This window comes from Microbacterium sp. MPKO10 (assembly GCF_026107415.2).
Lineage (GTDB): Bacteria > Actinomycetota > Actinomycetes > Actinomycetales > Microbacteriaceae > Paramicrobacterium.
Window position 1 is genome coordinate 743,973 of record NZ_JAPCHX010000001.1, and the last position, 19,302, is coordinate 763,274.

The following is a 19,302-nucleotide window of genomic DNA, read 5'->3' on the forward strand; positions in this document are numbered from 1 at the left end:
AGGAGCATCCATGATCCGCGTCGCCGCCATCGACTGTGGCACCAATTCCATCCGTCTTCTCATCGCCGACATTGCCGATGGCGCGCTCACCGACGTCATTCGTGAGCTCAAGGTCGTGCGCCTCGGGCAGGGCGTCGATCGCACGGGACGGTTCGACGATGCTGCGCTCGACCGCACGCTTGATGCCGTGCGCGAGTACGCCGCGCTCTGCCGCGAGCACGATGTCGAGCGGGTGCGCTTCGTGGCGACGTCAGCGACTCGGGATGCTGCGAACCGCCTGGTCTTCATCGACGCTGTCCGCGACATCATCGGCACCGCTCCCGAGGTTCTCGCCGGCACTGAAGAGGCAGAGCTGTCGTTCCAGGGTGCCACGAGCGTGCTTCCTCCCGGAGCCGGACGCCTCGTCGTCGACCTCGGCGGAGGGTCAACAGAACTCGTGCTCGGCGACGGAGACACCATCTCGTCGTTCTCGATGGACGTCGGCTGCGTGCGCATGGCCGAGCGCAACATCACGCAGGATCCACCGAGCGAGGACGACCGCGCAGGCATCGTGCGCGATGTGAACGCCGCGCTTGATCTCGCGACAGCATCCGTCGATTTGGGCCGCGTCCGCGAAGTGGTCGGCGTCGCCGGCACCATCACGACGCTCACGGCTCACGCGCTCTCGCTCGACCGGTACGATCCGGATGCCATCAACGGCACCCGCCTTACGGTCGCCGCGATGCTCGCGACATGCGACGACATGGCCCAGCTGCCGCGTGACGATCGGGCGGCACTCCCCTACATGCACCCGGGTCGCGTCGATGTCATCGCCGCGGGTGCGCTGACCTGGCACACGGTGCTCACGCGCACGGCCGAGGCGGTCGCGGCGGCGGGCGGAACGCTGGATTCGGTCGTCACGAGCGAACACGACATCCTCGACGGCGTCGCCCTGTCGCTGGCCTGACCCGCCGATCGGCCACGCGAACGCAGAGTCGCCACACGGGGCCGTCCGCGTGGAGCCCAGTCACGCCTTGCCACGCCGAGCCCGTCACGCGGCACTCATCACGGCGTCAGTCACGCCGGGCCCATCGCACCGGCATCTCCGTTCGGATCGTCACCACTCGCCCGTCACGCTGTGGTGACACCTGCGAGCCGTCACGCGTCGCCTGTCACACCGTCGGAGGGGGCGGATCCGTTTCGTCATCAGCATCCTCATCTGGGCGATTTTTCGCGGGACGGTTGTTGAAACCGGCGCCGAAGGCGATGCCCAACGCGAGACCAATCGCAAGACCACTGCTCAAGTTGTCCATGGCGGCGCCCAGCGCCATGCCGACCCCGACGCCGATCGCCATCCCCGCGCCCATGCTCATGCCCGCGTTGGCGCCGAATCCGCGTCCAGCCATCGTCACCACCTCCGCTGCGCTCCGTCTGCCCGTTCTGCCGGCAGAAACGTCGGCGAACTCCGCCCGATCGGCACCTCACCAATCGACAATCCCCGGTCGGCGCGTGCGCACCGGCCCTTCCACACCCACCGAACGTGCCACACGTACAGCCCGTCCCGACGAGCGCTTCTCACGAACAGGCTACGCACGAGCTCAGCCGGTGACATCCGCCGCGCGGCGGAGATTTCGTGGGCGAATCGCACCCGCAGCAAATCAGACGTGTGGGAGCTCAGGCACCCGGATCACACGTGCAGGACGTCAGACGCGTGGGGGCTCAGGCACGGAGAAGGCCTGAGCTGCGCCAAGTCGAACCCGTGAGGTTCAGGCGTGGCTGAATTCACTCACGTCGGACTGTGGCTCTGGATGAGTATGGGCCTGCATGAGCCCGGGTACTCGGCATTTCCGGTCCGTCGAGTATCGAGGCCCTCGGGGGCAGGCCGCTCAAAGGCAACGAGACGAGACGATCGTCACACGAGATGGATGCTGTTCTGCAGCCTCGTGCGCACCTCGAACATGTCCGTTCCCGCCGGGCGTGCCGCATCGGGCACGCCCGTGCGCAGGAAGTGACCGATCACCGACCGACGCACGGCGAACGCCGCGAGTCCGCGTGTGCGCCCCAGCGCGGTGATCGCATCGTCGAGTGCGTCGTCGGGCAGCACGATCACGAGTGCCGTGAACTTGACGCGTGCCGATCGCGCCACGGCCTTGGTCCGGGTCGCGAGAGCGTGCACGGGCTTCTCACCTTTCGCGAGCCCGTCGCTGATGAGGTCACCGCGGCGGGCACGCGCTGGCTCTCCCCAGTCTTCCGACTGCACAGCGAACAGGCCACTCGGGCCGAGCACGACGTGGTCGATCTTGCGGGTGTCGCTCGCGGCAGCATCCGCATCGACGACCCAGGTGTCACTCCCCCGGTCTGTCGCAACACCGTGCCACACCGTGTACCCCATGCCGAGGTCCGCAAGCGCCCGCGCTGTGGCTTCTTCGGCCAGCGCATCGGCGAGCGCGTGCCTGATCTCACTGGGTGCACGTCGAATCAGCGCCTCGTCGTAGATGTCGACGGGATCCGTACCTCGTCCGACCCATTCGCGCATGAGCGTCGTGAATCTATCGCGTGCGCGACCACCCGGATGGCCATACATGCGTGCCTTCGGGCGCGAATCGCGCTGCGTCGATCGCGAGCGGCCGGTGCTCCAGATGTGTTCCGACTCGTCAGCGTCGAAACCGGATGCTGGCCGGGCAGACGAACTGCGATCGTACGCGGCTCGCGACTCGGGGGTGCCCAGGCGCTCCCAGGCCAGCTGCACCGCGTTGAATTGCGCCGCGCTGCCGCCCAGATCGGGGTGCGTCTGCCGTGCACGGCGGCGGTAGGCACGCCGCAGCTCATCGTCGCTCGCTGTGCGATCGACGCCGAGAACCTCGTACGGGCTCTCATCGAGGGGGCTTGCGGTCATGGGGAGCTTTCGATTTGGGGACGACCAAAAACCCTACAGCGGCTGGCTGTGCTGGTGGTGAATTCGGGCGGCACTTCTGCTCGCGGCATCCTGCCAACCACGCGCAACACCCTTCTGCCTGCGTGCGGCATGAGTGTGTCCGCATGCGGCATCACTGTGTCCGCGTGCGACGACCATTCCCCATACGCCGAACGCCGAGCGCGCTCACCGCTCTGGCGGCGGACCGCTGGGCCACCCCGCGCGGCGAAACACGTTATCGTGTGGGAGCCTCCGAGATTGAGCGGACCCTCCGAAGGAAAGTGCGGTGAATGACGCCTGCGGCAATCGTCTTTCTCGCTGTCGCCGTGCTGGCGGGAGCGTTTCTGCAAGGCGCTACCGGCATCGGCTTTGCCATGCTCGTGGCACCGCTGGCAGGCCTCGTCGATCCCGGCTTTGTTCCCGTCGCTATTTTGATCTGGATGCTGCCGCTCAACGCGTTTGTGGCGTGGAGAGAGCGGCACCGCATTGACCTGCGCGGTGCCGGATGGATCACCATCGCGCGCGTGCTCGCGACGCCCCTCGGCATCGGCCTGCTCGCACTGATTCCCCCAAGCGGCCTGGGGTATCTGATCGGCGGGTCGACCATTCTCGCGGCCCTCGTGAGTCTTCTTGCGCCAGCGTTCACGCCGAGCCCGGCCGCGTTCCTCGCGGCCGGCGCCCTGACCGGTCTGAGCGAGACAGCGACGGGAGTCGGCGGCCCTCCCCTCGCTCTCGTCTATCAACACCGGCCCGCCGCCGAAATGCGAGCCACCGTGGCACTGTGCTTCCTCGTGGGCGAGGTCATCTCACTAATCGGCCTTGCCATAAGCGGACGCTTCTTGGGCTCCGGATTGACGACGAGTCTGTGGCTGCTTCCCGCTGTCGTGATCGGCGTGTGGCTCAGCTCGCTCGTGCATCGTCGTGTCGGCGGGCGGGGCCTCCGCTACGGCATCCTGATCTTTGCGATCGTCTCGGGCATCGCTGTCATTCTGCAGACGCTGTGAGGAGTCGGCACCTCGCCTTGACGACTCTGTACGGGGCGGGAGCGAGCGCCTGACCGATCTATTCGGGGCGCTCGTCCGGATTTTCTCTCCAGCCAGGCGGAGCCGTGGATCGTTGACGACTCCCCCGGACGCCCCGAGTAGTCGAGAGTTCTGGCTCGAACACGAACGGCCGCCGACCGAAAGGGTCGGCGGCCGTTCGCCCGAGTGGCGCGCGTCTCGGTGTGGATCTGGCAGAGGCCGAATCCGCATCGAGGCTGCTCGCGCTGCGGACCGTTACTACGCCGTGGTGCTGTCGCTCAGCGCCGGAGTCGCCTCGGTGGGAGCCGAGTTCACGGCGATCTTGCGCGGCTTTGCCCGTTCGCTCACCGGGATCATGATGCTCAGCACGCCGTTGTCGTAGCTCGCGCTGATCTTCTCGGTGTCGATGCCCTGCCCCAGGCTGAGCTGACGCAGATACGACGTCGTGCCACGCTCGCGCGTGATCCACTTCACGCCGTCTCCGCTCGATACCGTGCGCTCGGCGCGGATGGTCAGAAGCTGGCCGTCCACGTCGATGTCGACGGAACCCGGATCGATTCCGGGCAGGTCGGCGTTGAGCACGTACGTGTCGCCGTCGCGGTACAGATCCATCGGCATGCGTCGCGGGCCGGCCGGTGTATCTGCCAGTGCTCCGGCGAGCGATGCAAAGTCGCGGAATGGGTCAAATGTCGTAGTCATTAGGTAACCTCCCAAACTTGAGCGTGTATTACTCAACTAACGACAGATTAGCACTCTCGACCTGCGAGTGCTAACAGTGCGCGCTCGCCCGCAGCGAACGCGCGGATCTCACACGGTGCGGTCTACGGACCGAACACGGTGCGGTCCGTGGATTCCACCGATTTTCGCCACTGCGCATCACGCACAGACCGATGGGGAGCTCGTTCGTGCAGCACGTCGCGTCAGCGGCATCCGGGCTTGTCATCGGACGTGTTCGGTGCCGGGTACGATTCGAGGCGCATCCCGTGGGGATTTCAGGTCATGATGCCGGCGGCGCACCCCGGAGTGTTTCCGATACGAGAAGGCAGCCTGCGCAGTTGTCGACTGGCCCGGGGCGCAGCTATCGCAGCATCCGGAAGCTCGTGTGTTGAACGGCGCCCGGGCAGGGGAGTGTCGAGCTACATCGGTCCCGTCGACATGCCGAAGCGGCCTTCAGGGTCGAGACGGTCGAGGACCTTCGCCATGATGCGACGGAGGTCCTCGGTGTCACGTTCATCGAGGGCATTGATGACGTTCTGCCGCACGGTGTCGACATGGCCTGGCGCTGTGGCCAGAACCTTCTGCCAGCCATCGTCCGTGAGTTGGGCAATGATCGCCCGCCGATCATCATCGGCAGGAGTGCGCCGCACATACCCGCGGCGCTCGAGCCGAGAGACGACATGGGAGAGCCGGGGGAGTGTCGCGTTCGTACGCGACGCAAGAGCAGTCATGCGGAGCGACCGATTGTCGGCCTCCGACAGCATGGCGAGTGTGAAGTACTCGAAGTGGGTCAGGTCGGCATCGCGCTGCAGCTGAGTATCGAGAGCACCCGGCAGCAACTCGACGACGGCGACGAGTCGAGTCCACGCGGCAAGCTGCTCGGGCGTGAGCCAGTGCGGTTCTGTCATGCCACTATTCTACCTTTGGTTGATGCTACAAGTATTACCGGCACTCGCACCCGCGACGGCGAGAGCGCCTCACACGTTCTGAAGCACGTTGCTGTAACTGTTCTGGCTGGTTTCTTATACCGGGATCGCCGTGCACACGGGCGACGCTGGGGCGAGGCCACGGGCCGTAGACTGAGAGCCTGATAGGGGGTGCTGTGAACGATTCAGATGACGGGCGCTTTGACCAGGACACTCCACCGGCGTTCCTGTCTCGCGAGCGCGCACACGAGTCGATAGATCCGTCAACAAGGGAGCCCGTGCTCGATGCACCGCGACTGCGAAGCGACGAACCGGTCATTCGGACCGACGATCGTAAGCGTTTTGATCGCGATGATGTCGTCCACCGGACGGGTCAGTATGCCCTGAGCACGGGTACCTTCACACCGCATGATGCAATGATCTCCGACCTGATCGCACTCGCCGCCGCACTGGAGAGCGCGCAGATTGACTATCTCCTCGTGCGAGGAGAGGACGATCAGGAAACGATTGCTGTTGATCGGCGCGACCGGCGCTCGGTGGAGGCAGCACTGTCATCGGCATTTGCCAACGAGCCCTTTTATGCGCTGACATTGAAGAAGAAGCATAACCGTGACGTCTCTGCCGCCCCGTTCTACACGGTCGACACAGATGACCGTGCCCTCCTCGTTGCCGACGGTGCTCTCTCGACAAACCCCAAAGCAAAAGTTCTTCGGCTGTTTCGCCCACGTGTCGAGCCCATTGGGCGCTTACGTTATGGTCCAGAGTCAGCACCACAGCTCGAGTTCTGGCGATTCGGCGATCAGTCGATCGTTGCGCCGACGCCGAACGCACTGACGCGTCAGGTTCTGGATCGTTCCGAAGCGGTCATTGCCACAGTGACGCGTTACGGGCGCGAGTGGCCCACGCTGGAGAATATGTTCGCCGAACTCGCGAGCGATATTGGGTTCGACATTGACATGGTGTTCTCGTGGGTTGACGGCTCGAGCGCCGAGTACCAGAAGAAGCGCGCTGAGCAGATGGCCGGCGTGGTCGTGGGGGAGGGGGACGACTCGGTCGCCCGATTCCGGCAGATTGACGAACTCAAGTATGCCCTGCGAAGCATCTATCTATTCGCGCCGTGGATTCGACGGATTTTCATCGCGACGGATTCCCCCGCTCCCGCCTGGATCCAGCGCCATCCCAAGGTGACTTTCGTGCCCGCCGAGAGCCACTTCCGTGACACGAGCGTCCTGCCCACTCACAACTCGCACGCCGTAGAGAGCCAGTTGCAGCACATCCCCGGGCTCGCAGAACACTTCTTATATTCCAATGACGACATGTTCTTCGGCCGTCCAGTGAGCCCTGACCTTTTCTTCTCTCCGGGCGGCATCACGAAGTTCGTCGAGGCTCGCACGCGAATCGGACTGGGAGACACTGACCCGGCGCGAAGCGGGCACGAGAATGCTGCGCGCGTCAATCGCGATGTGCTCCGGAGGCGGTTCGGCAAGGTGACCACGCGTCACCTTGAGCACTGTGCGGCGCCGTTGCGTGTCAGCATCCTTCACGAGATGGAGTCCGAGTTTGCCGAGGAGTTTCAGCGCACAGCTGCAGCGCGCTTCCGTTCAGCAACTGACATCTCGGTGACGAACTCGTTTTACCACTACTACGCGCTCATGACGGGTCGCGCCGTCGAGCAGCGTCAGGCCAAGGTGAAGTACATCGAGACAACGCTCAAGAGCGCGATCCCTGCCATGGAACGCCTGTTGCGTAAGCGGGACCAAGACATGTTCTGCCTCAATGACGGATCGAATCCTGAGTTGACCGACGCGGAGCGCACGCGTGCCGTGCTGAGCTTTCTGAATCGCTACTTTCCGTTTCCGGCTCCCTGGGAGAAGGAGTCGATCTAGAGAAACTGTGCGCTCGAGAAGTCTGGGTTCGAGGCGCTGAGCGCTCGCTTGCTCGTTTGCTTGCTTGCAGACTCTTGCGGAATCTCACAACACGGCCGGCGAGTCCCCAACCTTTCTCTAACGCAATTCGTACTCTCTAGGGCCCGCGCTGTCCCCCTGGGGGCATCGTCCTGTTCCCTGGGGCCTGCCCTGGCTGCTGGGGCCCTTCCTTCGTCCCCGTGCACGCCCCCGTCCTCTGAGGCCCAGCTCTGAGGCCCAGCTCTCAGTTCCCAACTCTGAGTTCCCCGCTTTCCTTCCGCGACCCCGTCGTGTTCCCTCTCCGTCGCCGTCATGCTGCGGGATTTATCCATACACCCGTCGGCTCCGGGCGACGCCATTGTCACCGCTTTGTTCCACCACTCTTGTGGTCCCGTGCTCCGGATATCGCGATTGTCGGCACTCGCACTGGCGCGGTTCTTCGCTTTTATGTTTCGGTTCACCTCGCCTCGGATGTCAACGCGAATCTGCTCGTTTGTTCTCCCTCAGGCAGCCTTTCGTCGGTGCCAAATTCCGCTTCTCCGTCCACAGGCATGCGACTTTTGGAGTTATCCACATTGGTGTGTTGATCGGGGGTTTGTGTCGGTGGGAATGTCGGTGGCTGCTGTCACAATGTGTCCATGGTTATCGCAGGTTCGGCACCCGGGTTTGGGTCTTCGGAGGAGCCGGAGAACCGGGCCCGGTGGGCGGCTCCGGGTGTGCCTGAGATATCGGAGAACCAGCACTCCCCGGGGGAGCTCGCACCGCGGTCGGCGGATCGTGACGCTGCTTCGAGTGGCGCGGTTGCTGCGGTGTCTGCTGTGGAGGCGGCGGAGCGTGCGTTGGGGGCTGTGGCGGGTTTGACTGATTTCGCTCCGGAATCGCTCTCCGCAAACGATTTGCTGAGGTTTGTGGGTCTTTTGGCGAATATTTCTCGGGTGGTCGAGGGCCGTCAGGTCAGCAATGTTGGCGACATTGCCCGACGCTCCGACACGGGCGCGGGGTTTGACGGGTTGGCGGCTCGTCACGGCTCCGCTAGCCCGACGGCACTGTTTGAGAAGGTGACGGGGGTGAAGAACTCCACGGCGTACCGGTACACGAAGCTCGCTCAGCGCACCACTCCGCGGGTCTCGGACACGGGTCTTCCTCTGGAGCCGGTGTTTGCCCAGACGGCGAAAGCTCTCGCTGAGGGCACCATCGGTTTGGATGTGGCCGAGGCAATCACCTCCACGCTTGCTCCGGTTCTGTCGCGGGTGGCGCCGGAGCAGCTCGATTGGGCTGAAGCCACACTGCTGGGTAACGCGACCGGTGCTGATGGTGAGGTGCCGGTGGCGGCGGATGCGTTGCGGGGTCAGGCGCGCATGTTCTGTGCTGTGTTGGATCCGGATGGTGTGCAACCGTCGGCGGAGGAACTTCATGAGGCACGGAGTTTGGTGTTTCGTCATCTGGATGATGGGAGTATGCGTCTTACCGGGGTGCTCTCTCCGGAACAGGCAGCACACGTCACTCCGGTGTTTGACGCGTTCATGTCCAAACGCACCAGCCCGGCGTTTATGCAGGCGGATGAACTCGCCGCTAAGGAACAGGCACCGGAGAATCGGTCGAGGCCGCAGGAACGTGCGGATGTGTTCACCAGCATTGTTGCTGGCACCGGCACACAGGACAGCACCCCGAAACTGCACGGTCGTGCTCCGACCGTTTTGGTCACCGTGTCAGAGGATGACCTGGAGAACGGGAATGGTGCGGCGTGGTCGCCGGGGACACCGGCAGCGTTGCCCATGTCGTTTGTGAAACAAATGCGGTGCAACGGCAACACGAGACGGGTCACGATCGATCAGCACGGGGATGTGTTGAACCTGGGAGACACGGAACGGTTTTTCACTGCGAAGCAGCGCCTTGCTCTGGTTGCGCGGGATGGGACCACGTGTGCGGCAGTGGACTGCGACATCCCCGCCTGGTTGTGTGAAGCACACCACATCCAGGGGTGGGACAACGGCGGCCCCACCAACCTCGACAACGGCGTCCTTTTGTGTTGGTTTCACCACCGGTTAGTCGAACACGGCGAATGGGCGATCACCCGCAACCACGACGGCCACCCGAAACTCGTGCCACCAGGCTGGTACGTGAACCGGAAGTATCTCGGCAAACGTCGCCGACAAGGTGACAATGAAGACGGCAATAGTTCCGGCGACAATCCCGACGGCGACGATCCTGGGGAGAGTCCACGCGGCAACGGCCACGGCGGCGACGACGGTCCCAGCGGCGGTGACCGACCAAGCGGTAGTGACCGGCCCAGCGATGGTGGCAACTCCGAAGGCGGTGGACATCCAGGCGGTAGTGGCCGGCCGATCGATGGCGACCGGCCAGGCGGTAGTGGCCGTCCCGGAGGCGGTACCGGTTCCGAACAGAAGGGCAGTCCCAGGGACCGAGGCGGCCCCGAAGGACACCCGCCCGATGATGGTCGAGATACCGGGCCGCGCACCTAACGTACGCGGCGGCCCCGACACCTGAGACGCACAAGCAGAACAGCTTGAAGCGTTACTCGGAGTACGCCGACACCGCGAGAGTCATTCCCGGGCAACTGCAGCGAAGGTATCCGAGCGCCAGACCGCCTGCCTCGGCTGGGGCAGCCGGTGAGAAGGGAGCCATCCGCTACGACGCGTAGATCGCACCAGTGCTGACCGATGACGATCACTGCGGCTGACGAGATGACGAGCGTCGAATGCGTCGGTATACCGCCAGAATCGACGCCCTGCGGGCATGTGAGCGACGGCGGCTGGACCTGCGATCCCGGCGGCGGCCCCAACACACATAACGCACAAGCAGAACAGCTTGAAGCGCTACTCAGGCTGTGCTGCTGCCGCGAGAGTCATCCGCGGGCAACAATGGTGGTGGCGTCCGAACTACAGACCGCCAGCTTCGGCCAAGAAACTCAGGACACCGACGCTGGCACCCGCGAACGTGATGCTTCCGCAGCTTCAGCCGCTTGCGTACGCGACAGAGGTATCTCAATGCCATCAGCTTCGAGACGACGCGCAGACTCCTCAGCATCCACATAGTCCAGAACACGATATTGCCCCAACGGAACAACCGAATGCAGCACCGTGCTCTCATAGACATGCACGAGATTGTAGGCACGCGCCCCATCGCGTCCCCGCGTCCCCCCGACCGGCACCGTGAGATCTTGCGTATAGCAACTCGCCGAAGCGACAGAAACGGGGATGCCCGCAAATGACGCCATGGACGAGTAGTGCAAGTGCCCGGCAATGATGCTGCGCACATCTGTTCCACGCAACACATCAGCCAGTCGCTGCTGATCGCGCAATTCCACACTCACCGCAAGATCAAGCACACTCGGGATCGGCGGATGATGCATCGCAAGGATCGTGCCATGGGGTGCCGGAACGGCAAGCTGCTCACGCAACCAGTCAAGCTGTTCCGCCGTGAGATCGCCATAATGCTCACCGGGGACACTCGTGTCGATTGTCACAACACGCAGCCCATCGAGGTCATACACGTGATTGATGGGTCGCATACTCGGTGGCTCACCCAAGAGTTCCGAACGCATCGCAGCACGGTTGTCATGATTGCCCATCGCCCAGATCACCCGGGAGCCGAGTCGCTCAGCAGCAGGCTCAACGATGCGCCTCAGCAGATCATAAGCCTCGGGCTCACCCTTGTCGGCGAGGTCTCCCGTGAACACAATCGCATCCGGGTGGCGCTGCGACTCATCCAGCTCGGCGAACAACTCGCGCAACTGAGCTGTCGGGTCGACAGATCCGTAAAGGCGACGACCCCCACCCAACAGGTGTGTGTCGCTGATGTGCAGAAGAAAGTGGTCCGGCCTCGGGTATTCGGCCGTTCGTGGAGTCACGACTCATCCATTCGCTGGCTTCTTCGGATACACACATCTCAGCACAACTCTCCGAACGGACGGTGAATGGCTGACGGCGAGCCGCTAACGCGCCGTACGGCGCGCGACGACTGCGGCCTCGGTACGCGTCGAAACACCCAGCTTCCGCAAAATCGATGACACATGAACACTCGCCGTCTTCGTGCTGATAAATAGCCGTTCGCCGATCTGCCGGTTGCTAAGTCCCTCGGCAACAAGTTCAAGCACCTGAAGCTCGCGTGCCGTGAGGACGTCATCAGTGACGGATGCTGTCGAGCCACGCAGACCTGCAGCATCCGCGTACGCCATCACCTGGTCGCGAACTCCCACGTGAGCGAGCTCTCGGGCACGGCCGATCACGTCATCCATCACCGCAGACGCACGCACGCGGTCGCCCGCAGCGACATGAGCACGCGCGAGCTGGAGACGAACCACGGGACGCACAAGCGCAGGCACGATCGGGTCATCTGACGCCTCGACCGCCGCAACATGCAGCTCGACAGAGACCGCTGCCGGAGGAGCCAGAAGCCCTTCGACAACGGCAGTGAGTGGTTTCGTCGCAACTGATTCCGGCAGGGCATGCCATGCCGTGCGCACCTCTTCTGCGGCAGCATCCGGATCAACACCCGTGTTCGCATCGCGCAAACGCGTCACCACCTCCGCCGACTTCAGCAAGAAGTTGCGCCTGTGCAGCTGCGTCGTCACCCCGGGCTCATCGAGAACACCGCGAACAGCACGCCACGCGTCATCCCATCTCTCTTCGGCACTCGCCAGATCGACACGCATTTCACTTGCTGCCCACCAGACCTGCTGTTCGACGCGGGCAATCGCGTCGAAACCGGGCAACCACTGCTCGGCGAGACGGCGAGCCGTCGCGACATCACCACGCCAGAGCAACGCCTGCACACGGGTTCTCTGTGAATAGCTCTGCGGCACAGTGAGGCTGCCGAGCTCAAGGGTTCTCGTGATGATGTTCTCAGCCTCATCGATGTCACCGAGTGCAAAGAGGGGGTCGACCATGTTGTGCAAAAGCATCGATCCCGAGCTGCGTTCCACTCCCAGCTCAATGGCACGCACGTGCCCGGCACGGGCAACTTCGATTGCCTCTTCATAGCGGCCGAGCAGATAAAGAAGGTCTGAATAGTTCACGCTGAAGCGCAGTCGCGACTTCGGGTCGATGGCGTCTTCACGCGCACGTTCGATGTCGGCGAGAGCCTCGGTGACATCACCCAATTGGGCTCGTGACATACCGCGCAGGTTCGCCGCGATCGACCGCTCGGCACGTTCGCCTGCGGCCGATGCGACCTCATACGCCGTCGATGAGGTGACGATCGACTCGTGCGCCTTACCTACGAGCATGTACCGGGCCGCCAGCATATTCAGAAGCATCGCGTGGAGGCGCTCATCGTGCACATGACCCGGATTCTCGTCAGATTCGTCGCCAAGTAGTGCGAGCGCATCGATGAGAAGCTCGACGGCACCCGGGCGGCCGATATTCGCGAGGTACTGAGCCTTATCTCGCAGCAAGCGCACGAAGAGCTCGGGTGTGACGGGGGAGTGGTCTGCCTCCTCCAGCGCCGCGTTGATCAACGAGAGTGCACGCTCACCCGCACCAGCGTTTCGATGCAGTGAGGCGACAGTCGATATGAGCTTCACCCGCGACACCTCGGCCAACCGCTCAGGCTCGTCGACGCGTTCCCAGAGTTCAAGCGCGAGTTCACCCAGCTGAGACGCGGTTGCGTACGCGTACGCCTTCTTAGCGCTCCACATGGCCGAAACCGCTGCTGACAATGCACGTGGTGCATCACCGGCGGCGTTCCAGTTGTATGCGATCTCGAATTCGGCGTCGATTTCAGGATGCTGCTCGAAAGCGCGGGCATACGCGAGGTGCACCCGCCCGCGCTCACCGGGAAGCAGTTCGCCCTGAGCCGCCTCCCGCAGCAGCGAATGGCGGAAGCAATAGGCGTTGTCATCGACCTCGAGGATGTTCGCATACACCCCGGCGCGAATCGCCTCGTCGAGATCTTCGTCGCTCAGATCGACAACCTCTCGCAGAATGACGTGCGGCAGCCAGCCTGTTGAAGCCGAGAGCACTCGAATGACCCGTTGAGCCGTGGCATCGACTGAGTCGTAGCGCGCCAGAAGGAGGTCTCGAAGAGTGTCGGGCATCGCCCCGGTTGCACAGCATGCGAGCTCTTCGACAAAGAACGGCACGCCATCGGTGCGATCAACGATGCGGTCGAGAACGTCGTCGCTGAGATTGTCGCCGCGCATCGACTCGGCGAGCTGGCGAACCTGGGTGCGGTCGAGCCGTGACAGACCGACGCGCTCGAGCAGGCGAGCGCGCTCTCCTTCAGCGAGGAACGTGTGCACAGCTGACCCTCTGCCGACGTCCTCGCTGCGCACGCTGAGCACGATGAGCACGCGGGCGTGCGAGATCACACGCATCAAAAAGCGAAGCATTGTCAAGGTCGATTCATCGGCCCAGTGCAGGTCTTCGATCATCACCACGAGCGGCGCCCGCTGTGCATACGCCTCGAGCAGCACAGCGATTGCATCGTGGAGCCTGCTGGCGCTCACCTCACTCCAGTCGAGAGGCCCCTCACCGAGCTCGGGCAACAGCAGCAGCAGAGCATCGCGCCCTGGACCGACCACGGCTCGTGCGGCTTCTGCCCCCATATCGGCGACGATGTCGCGCAGCACGCCGATGATCGGAGCGTACGGGACCGGCGTCGCCCCGTAATCAATGCACTGACCGACTGCCACATTCGCTTGCGCACTCGCCTGTTCGCGGAATTCGCGCAGCAGTCGCGTCTTGCCGATCCCGGCTTCACCCGCCACAAGCACGACGTGGGGGCGCCCCTCCATGCTGCGCTCGAAGGCAGAGGTCAGGGCGCTCAGCTCGTGTGCGCGTCCCACCATCGTCGCGCGCACAGGGGTTTCGACCATGTTCCCATCGTCACACGGCGCACCGACATCAGCCGCGCCATCTGCCGCGTTCTTAGCCAAGACGCGGTCGAGCAACAGCATCCTCACTTTTCACTCTGCGCGCACGCACCGTCGACACCGGTGACGCGCTTATCGATGGGGCGGGTACCCGCTCCGCTGTCACCGGAGCTGAGTGCGAACTCGCCGTCGAGGGAGTTGAGGCCGCGTCCGCACGCGCCCGGCGGGACTTACGCCGCCGATTGATGTAACCCTTCAGCTTGGTTAGTGCCCGCGAGAACACGGAGACGTACGGCACAACCTGCGCGGGGCTGAGTTCAGCCGCTCGCCGATACGCGGCGGCATTCTCCAATGCTCGCTCGTGCTGACGGTATTCGATTTCGTAGTACATTTCGGGCCATGCGTTCATCGTGCTCACTCCTGGTATCTCGTTCGATACCTCCAGAGTGGAAGCTAAGGTAGCGGTGCCCCATCGGGCAGATGCCTTATCTTTGCGACCTTTGCGACGCAGGCCCGTCTGAGGGGTACACCAGGATGCCGTCATCGATGAGGTCCCGCACGCGGGGGAGCAGCTGCGCAGCCAGCTCGTCTTCGCCGACGTCAAGCAGCTGTGCGAGTGCCCCCGCAATCGCGCCGACGGTGAGCTCTCCATCGCAGGCTCCCACGAGCGCCGCCAGAGCCGTATCGACGGGGATGCTGCGGCCGAAGCCGCCGCCCTGGCGCAGAATGATCGCCGTGGGGTCTTCACTGCCCGGCCAGTGGTGCTGCTCTTGAGTGACGTCACCGGCGACGAGGAGCGCCGTCGCGGCGAGCTCGGCATTCGTCGCCCCCGCTTGGCGGTCGTGCGCCGCGACGCACGCGGCCATATGTGCACCAAGACCTGTGTCGTTGTGCCCTGGCGGGGAGAGTAACCGTTCTGACCGGTTCCATAGGGGCGTGTCGAGGTTCGTGCGACGGCGCAGCCACACGTAGCCAAAGCCCACCTGCAGCACACCACGCTCGGCGAAGTCGTCGCACCACGCGTCGTACAGCTCGTCGAATCTCTCGGTGCCCTCGCGCGTTCCGCCGTCGCGGATCCACGTCTCGGCGTATTCCTCCGGTGACTGCACTTCGCGCTCGATGACCCACGCGTCGAGAGCCTCACCAGCATCCTCGGTCAGCCATGACGCGACACGGTCAAGCCCCGCTTCGCCCGAGCGGTACTCCCAGTTCGCCAGCATCTGCACGGTTCCGCCCGGTGTGAGGTGCTCGGCACTGCCGACCAGAACTCGCCGCACGATCTCGTCACCGACGAGCCCGCCGTCCCGGTACTCGTACGCGGGAACGCCGGGGCGCCGCGGCGTGATCACAAAGGGCGGGTTACTGACGATCTGATCGAATCGCTCACCCGCGACCGGCTCATACAGGCTGCCGTGGCGGAATTCGATGGTGGTTACGCCGTTGAGCGCGGCATTCAGCCGCGCGAGGTCGAGTGCTCGCGCCGAGATGTCTGTCGCGACGACCCGCTTCGCGTGCCGCGACGCGTGCAGCGCTTGGATCCCGCATCCGGTTCCGAGATCGAGGACACTCTCGACGGGACCAGGCCCCATCAGCCCCGCGAGCGACAGTGACGCACCGCCGACGCCGAGCACATGGTCTTCGTCAAGCGCACCAGGTCGAGTGAGCTCGCCCAGATCAGAGACGATCCACCAGCTGCCCGCCCCCGTCGCGTCAATGAAGCTGTATGGTCGCAGGTCTTTCAGCGGCCGGATGCTGTCACCAGCGGCCGCGATGAGTTCGAGTTGTTGCGCGCCGGCAACCCCGAGAGACGGAAGCGCCGCATTCAGGGCTTCTCGCGTGACGTTGCAGCCGAGCACGAAAAGGCGAGCGAGTGTCACGGCGGCGCTGGCCGGCTGGCGGGAGAGCTGACGGAGAGCAGGCACGCGCTGGTTGCGATGCAGGGCGCGCTCTGCCTCATCGCCCCAGAGTGCGGTGAGCGTCGGGACGGAGTAGGCGGCTGCCTCAAGATCGGATCTCAGCCGCTCTGCAAGGTCGGCGCTCTCGAAAAAGGTGTCGGTCACCGGTCTATTCTGCCAGCGGATGCCGAGAAGGGAGCGGGGAACGGGGAGCGGGTGACCCGGGAACCGATAGACGGCCGAAGCCGGCAACGGCAACGGTAACCCGGGATCGTCCGAGGGAACGGCGGACTTCTGAGGTAACCAGTGGGACTGGTTAGTGCTGCGAAGAATTCGGATATGTCCCTAACCCCTCAGCCAGGTTACGACGCGGCCAACTGCTCAAGGTAGTCGTCGGGTGCGAGCCAGCGCACTCCGTCGCGATGGCTGATCAGCTGCGCGCGCACGCAGATCCCGCGCACTCGCGCCGCCTCACCCAATGAGCGCGCCCACGCTCGATCGGGCATCGTCACCGTCGCACCGGTCGGGCGTTCCCACACGAGGATCACTTGCGCGGCACCGATTTCCTCCATAATCGCCGCCATTCCCTCGGCGCTATGCTCCGCCGCGGCCTCGTCGGGCACAAGGGGCGCACCCTCGACAGGCACCACGACGGGGAGCTGGACGTCGTTCTCGTCGAGAAAGAACATCCACCACTGACGTCTGAGGGCGCGGCCCACGAGATCGGCCATTCTGGCCTCAATCTGTTCATCGCTCACGAGCGGAGTGCTCGCTGCCTCTTCTGCACTGATCGTCATACGCCGATCGTGCCCGGATGCCACGGCACACCGCTGTGCCGATCAGCAATCTGTGGACGGTTCACGGTTCTCCACAGCCACCATCGCCACGGGCCCCCACCTCAGTTCCTCGTCCACAGCCCGGCGCGACCGCCCATTTCTGCACATAGAACCCAGACGGATGCTGTGATGTCACCCACGTCTGATTGGGTGGGGGAGTGACAGACACCACCCGCACCGCCGCCCGCGACAAGCTTCGCGCCCTCGTCGGGCGCGACGACGCCGATTTTCACGACGGGCAGTTCGAGGCGATCTCTGCCCTGGTCGACGACCGCGAGCGCACCCTCGTCGTGCAGCGCACGGGGTGGGGCAAGTCAGCCGTGTATTTCGTGGCGACTTTGCTTCTTCGGCAGGCGGGTGCCGGCCCGACCCTCTTGGTCTCTCCGCTCCTGGCCCTCATGCGCGACCAGATCGCCGCGGCGGCGCGGGCCGGCGTGCGGGCAGCATCCATCAGCTCGGCCAACGCTCATGAGTGGGGCGACGTGCTCGAATCCCTCGAGAAAGACGAGATCGACGTGCTGCTCGTCTCGCCCGAGAGGCTCAACAACCCGTCGTTCCGCGACGAACAGCTGCCCCAGCTTGTCGACCGCACCGGTCTGCTCGTCGTCGACGAGGCGCACTGCATCTCGGACTGGGGCCACGACTTCCGCCCCGACTACCGGCGTCTGCGCGAGCTCGTTACACGGATGCCCTCCGGCGTCCCGGTTCTCGCCACGACGGCGACGGCGAACAAGCGAGTGGTCGTCGATGTCGAAGAGCAGTTGAGCGCCGGGGGCGAACCAGTCACCACCATCAGGGGGCCGCTCGCACGCCAGTCACTGCGGCTCGGAGTCCTGCAGCTCAGCGACAACGCGGCACGGCTCGCCTGGCTCCTCAGCCACCTCGGCGAACTCTCAGGCAGCGGCATCATCTACGCCCTCACCGTGTCGGCGGCAGAAGACACCGCACGGCTTCTGCGCGAGGCCGGGCACAACGTCCTTGCGTACACGGGTCGCACCGATCCGGGTGAACGCGAGCGTGCAGAAGAGGCGCTCAAAGCCAACGAGGTGAAGGCACTCGTCGCCACCAGTGCTCTGGGCATGGGGTTCGACAAGCCGGATCTCGGTTTTGTCGTCCACCTCGGGGCGCCGTCGTCTCCTGTCGCGTACTACCAGCAGGTGGGCCGCGCCGGACGCGCCACAGAACACGCCGATGTGTTGCTGCTGCCGGGGGAGGAGGATCGCGCGATCTGGCGCTATTTCGCGACAGCATCCATGCCCGATGAGAACGCGGCGATCGCGGTCATTGACGCACTCGAGAAAACCGATCGGCCCCTGTCGACTCCGGCACTCGAATCGAGAGTCGACCTCAAGCGCAGCGCTCTCGAGCTGCTGCTGAAAGTTCTCGACGTCGACGGTGCGGTGCGCCGCGTTCAGGGCGGCTGGATATCGACGGGGATGCCGTGGCACTACGACAGCGAGCGGTACGAGCGCATCGCGGCCGAACGAGTCTCCGAGCAGAATGCGATGCTGCAGTACGAGGCGGGCGACGAATGCCGCATGGCGTTTCTTCAGCGCCAGCTCGACGACGACACCGCTGCGGCATGCGGCCGATGCGACGTGTGCGCGGAGGCATGGTACCCGCGGGGCGCCGATGACTCGGCAACGGATGCTGCAACGCAGAGCCTCTCGCGTGCCGGCGTCGTGATCGACCCACGCGCCCAATGGCCGGCCGGCTCCGATCGCGTCGGCCTTCCGGTTTCCGGGCGCATCGCCGCGGAGCGCCGTCTGCAGCCGGGTCGTGTGCTCACGCGACTCACCGACCTGGGGTGGGGCGGCCGGCTGCGTGAGCTGTTCGCCCCGAACGCGTCCGATGCTCCCGTCGACAACGCAATTCTCGATGCCTGCGTCCGCGTGCTCGCCGAATGGGAGTGGTCCGAGCGTCCCGCCGCGATCGTCGCGATGCCGTCAAGTTCTCATCCCGAGCTCGTCGGCTCTCTCGCGGCGGGGCTGTCGAGAATCGGCCGCCTGCCTCTGCTCGGCTCTCTCGAGAGCACGTCGCCACCTCAGGCAACGGGCACGACGAACAGCGTGTTCCGTCTTGCTCAGGTGTGGGGGCGTTTTCGCGTCGGCCCCGCACTTACGAAGGGGTTGGCCGAGCACCAGGGTGCACCGATTCTCCTCGTCGACGATCTCGTCGATAGTCGCTGGACGCTCACCGTGGCCGGTCAAGCGCTTCTGGACGGCGGTGCCGGTTCCGTTCTGCCGTTCGCGCTCGCCCAGCGCGCCTAAGCAG

At 64.4% G+C, this 19,302-nt stretch carries 13 protein-coding genes; 5 read left to right on the top strand and 8 right to left on the bottom strand.

Going from position 1 to position 19,302, the window contains the following annotated elements; translation table 11 throughout:
- The first annotated feature begins 10 nt into the window (after positions 1-10).
- Positions 11-946 carry a Ppx/GppA phosphatase family protein gene (locus tag OK352_RS03535; protein ID WP_265140278.1) on the top strand — a complete coding sequence of 312 codons (936 nt, stop codon included), beginning with the start codon at positions 11-13 and terminating at the stop codon, positions 944-946.
- A gap of 205 nt (positions 947-1,151) precedes the next feature.
- Here OK352_RS03535 and OK352_RS03540 read toward each other — a convergent pair whose 3' ends face one another.
- Together OK352_RS03540 and OK352_RS03545 are read right to left on the bottom strand one after the other, a co-directional pair.
- Positions 1,152-1,385, bottom strand: a complete 234-nt coding sequence (locus OK352_RS03540) for a glycine zipper domain-containing protein (protein WP_265140010.1) — start codon at positions 1,383-1,385, stop codon at positions 1,152-1,154.
- Between the two features lie 506 nt (positions 1,386-1,891).
- Entirely contained in the window at positions 1,892-2,875 is a 984-nt protein-coding gene (locus tag OK352_RS03545; RefSeq protein ID WP_265140011.1) for a J domain-containing protein, read from the bottom strand.
- A 308-nt stretch (positions 2,876-3,183) separates the two neighbouring features.
- On the opposite strand from OK352_RS03545, the gene OK352_RS03550 reads away from it, so the two are divergent.
- Positions 3,184-3,897 carry a sulfite exporter TauE/SafE family protein gene (locus OK352_RS03550; RefSeq protein ID WP_265140012.1) on the top strand — a complete coding sequence of 238 codons (714 nt, stop codon included), beginning with the start codon at positions 3,184-3,186 and terminating at the stop codon, positions 3,895-3,897.
- A gap of 276 nt (positions 3,898-4,173) precedes the next feature.
- Here OK352_RS03550 and OK352_RS03555 read toward each other — a convergent pair whose 3' ends face one another.
- Together OK352_RS03555 and OK352_RS03560 are read right to left on the bottom strand one after the other, a co-directional pair.
- Positions 4,174-4,614 carry an Hsp20/alpha crystallin family protein gene (locus OK352_RS03555; RefSeq protein WP_265140013.1) on the bottom strand — a complete coding sequence of 147 codons (441 nt, stop codon included), beginning with the start codon at positions 4,612-4,614 and terminating at the stop codon, positions 4,174-4,176.
- Positions 4,615-5,051: 437 nt separating this feature from the next.
- Positions 5,052-5,540: a MarR family winged helix-turn-helix transcriptional regulator gene (locus OK352_RS03560; protein WP_265140014.1), complete on the bottom strand. Its 489-nt coding sequence runs from the start codon at positions 5,538-5,540 to the stop codon at positions 5,052-5,054.
- A 314-nt stretch (positions 5,541-5,854) separates the two neighbouring features.
- Here OK352_RS03560 and OK352_RS03565 point away from each other — a divergent pair, with 314 nt between their 5' ends.
- Together OK352_RS03565 and OK352_RS03570 are read left to right on the top strand one after the other, a co-directional pair.
- Positions 5,855-7,444 (top strand): stealth family protein, encoded by a 1,590-nt coding sequence (locus OK352_RS03565; RefSeq protein WP_265140279.1) that lies wholly within the window; start codon positions 5,855-5,857, stop codon positions 7,442-7,444.
- A gap of 656 nt (positions 7,445-8,100) precedes the next feature.
- Positions 8,101-9,945 (top strand): HNH endonuclease signature motif containing protein, encoded by a 1,845-nt coding sequence (locus tag OK352_RS03570; RefSeq protein WP_265140015.1) that lies wholly within the window; start codon positions 8,101-8,103, stop codon positions 9,943-9,945.
- 446 nt (positions 9,946-10,391) lie between these two features.
- Here the strand turns inward: OK352_RS03570 and OK352_RS03575 are convergent, their stop codons facing one another.
- The 4 genes from OK352_RS03575 to OK352_RS03590 all read right to left on the bottom strand — a co-directional run bounded on the left by OK352_RS03575 (position 10,392) and on the right by OK352_RS03590 (position 16,989).
- Complete coding sequence (locus tag OK352_RS03575; RefSeq protein WP_265140016.1) at positions 10,392-11,333, bottom strand: phosphodiesterase; 942 nt, start codon at positions 11,331-11,333, stop codon at positions 10,392-10,394.
- Positions 11,334-11,417: 84 nt separating this feature from the next.
- Positions 11,418-14,300 (bottom strand): helix-turn-helix transcriptional regulator, encoded by a 2,883-nt coding sequence (locus OK352_RS03580; protein WP_306387769.1) that lies wholly within the window; start codon positions 14,298-14,300, stop codon positions 11,418-11,420.
- Between the two features lie 482 nt (positions 14,301-14,782).
- Positions 14,783-16,357 (bottom strand): DUF7059 domain-containing protein, encoded by a 1,575-nt coding sequence (locus OK352_RS03585; RefSeq protein WP_265140017.1) that lies wholly within the window; start codon positions 16,355-16,357, stop codon positions 14,783-14,785.
- A gap of 197 nt (positions 16,358-16,554) precedes the next feature.
- On the bottom strand, positions 16,555-16,989 hold the full coding sequence (locus OK352_RS03590) for a hypothetical protein (RefSeq protein WP_265140018.1): 435 nt from the start codon (positions 16,987-16,989) through the stop codon (positions 16,555-16,557).
- Positions 16,990-17,186: 197 nt separating this feature from the next.
- On the opposite strand from OK352_RS03590, the gene OK352_RS03595 reads away from it, so the two are divergent.
- Positions 17,187-19,298: a RecQ family ATP-dependent DNA helicase gene (locus OK352_RS03595; protein ID WP_265140019.1), complete on the top strand. Its 2,112-nt coding sequence runs from the start codon at positions 17,187-17,189 to the stop codon at positions 19,296-19,298.
- Positions 19,299-19,302: the final 4 nt, after the last annotated feature.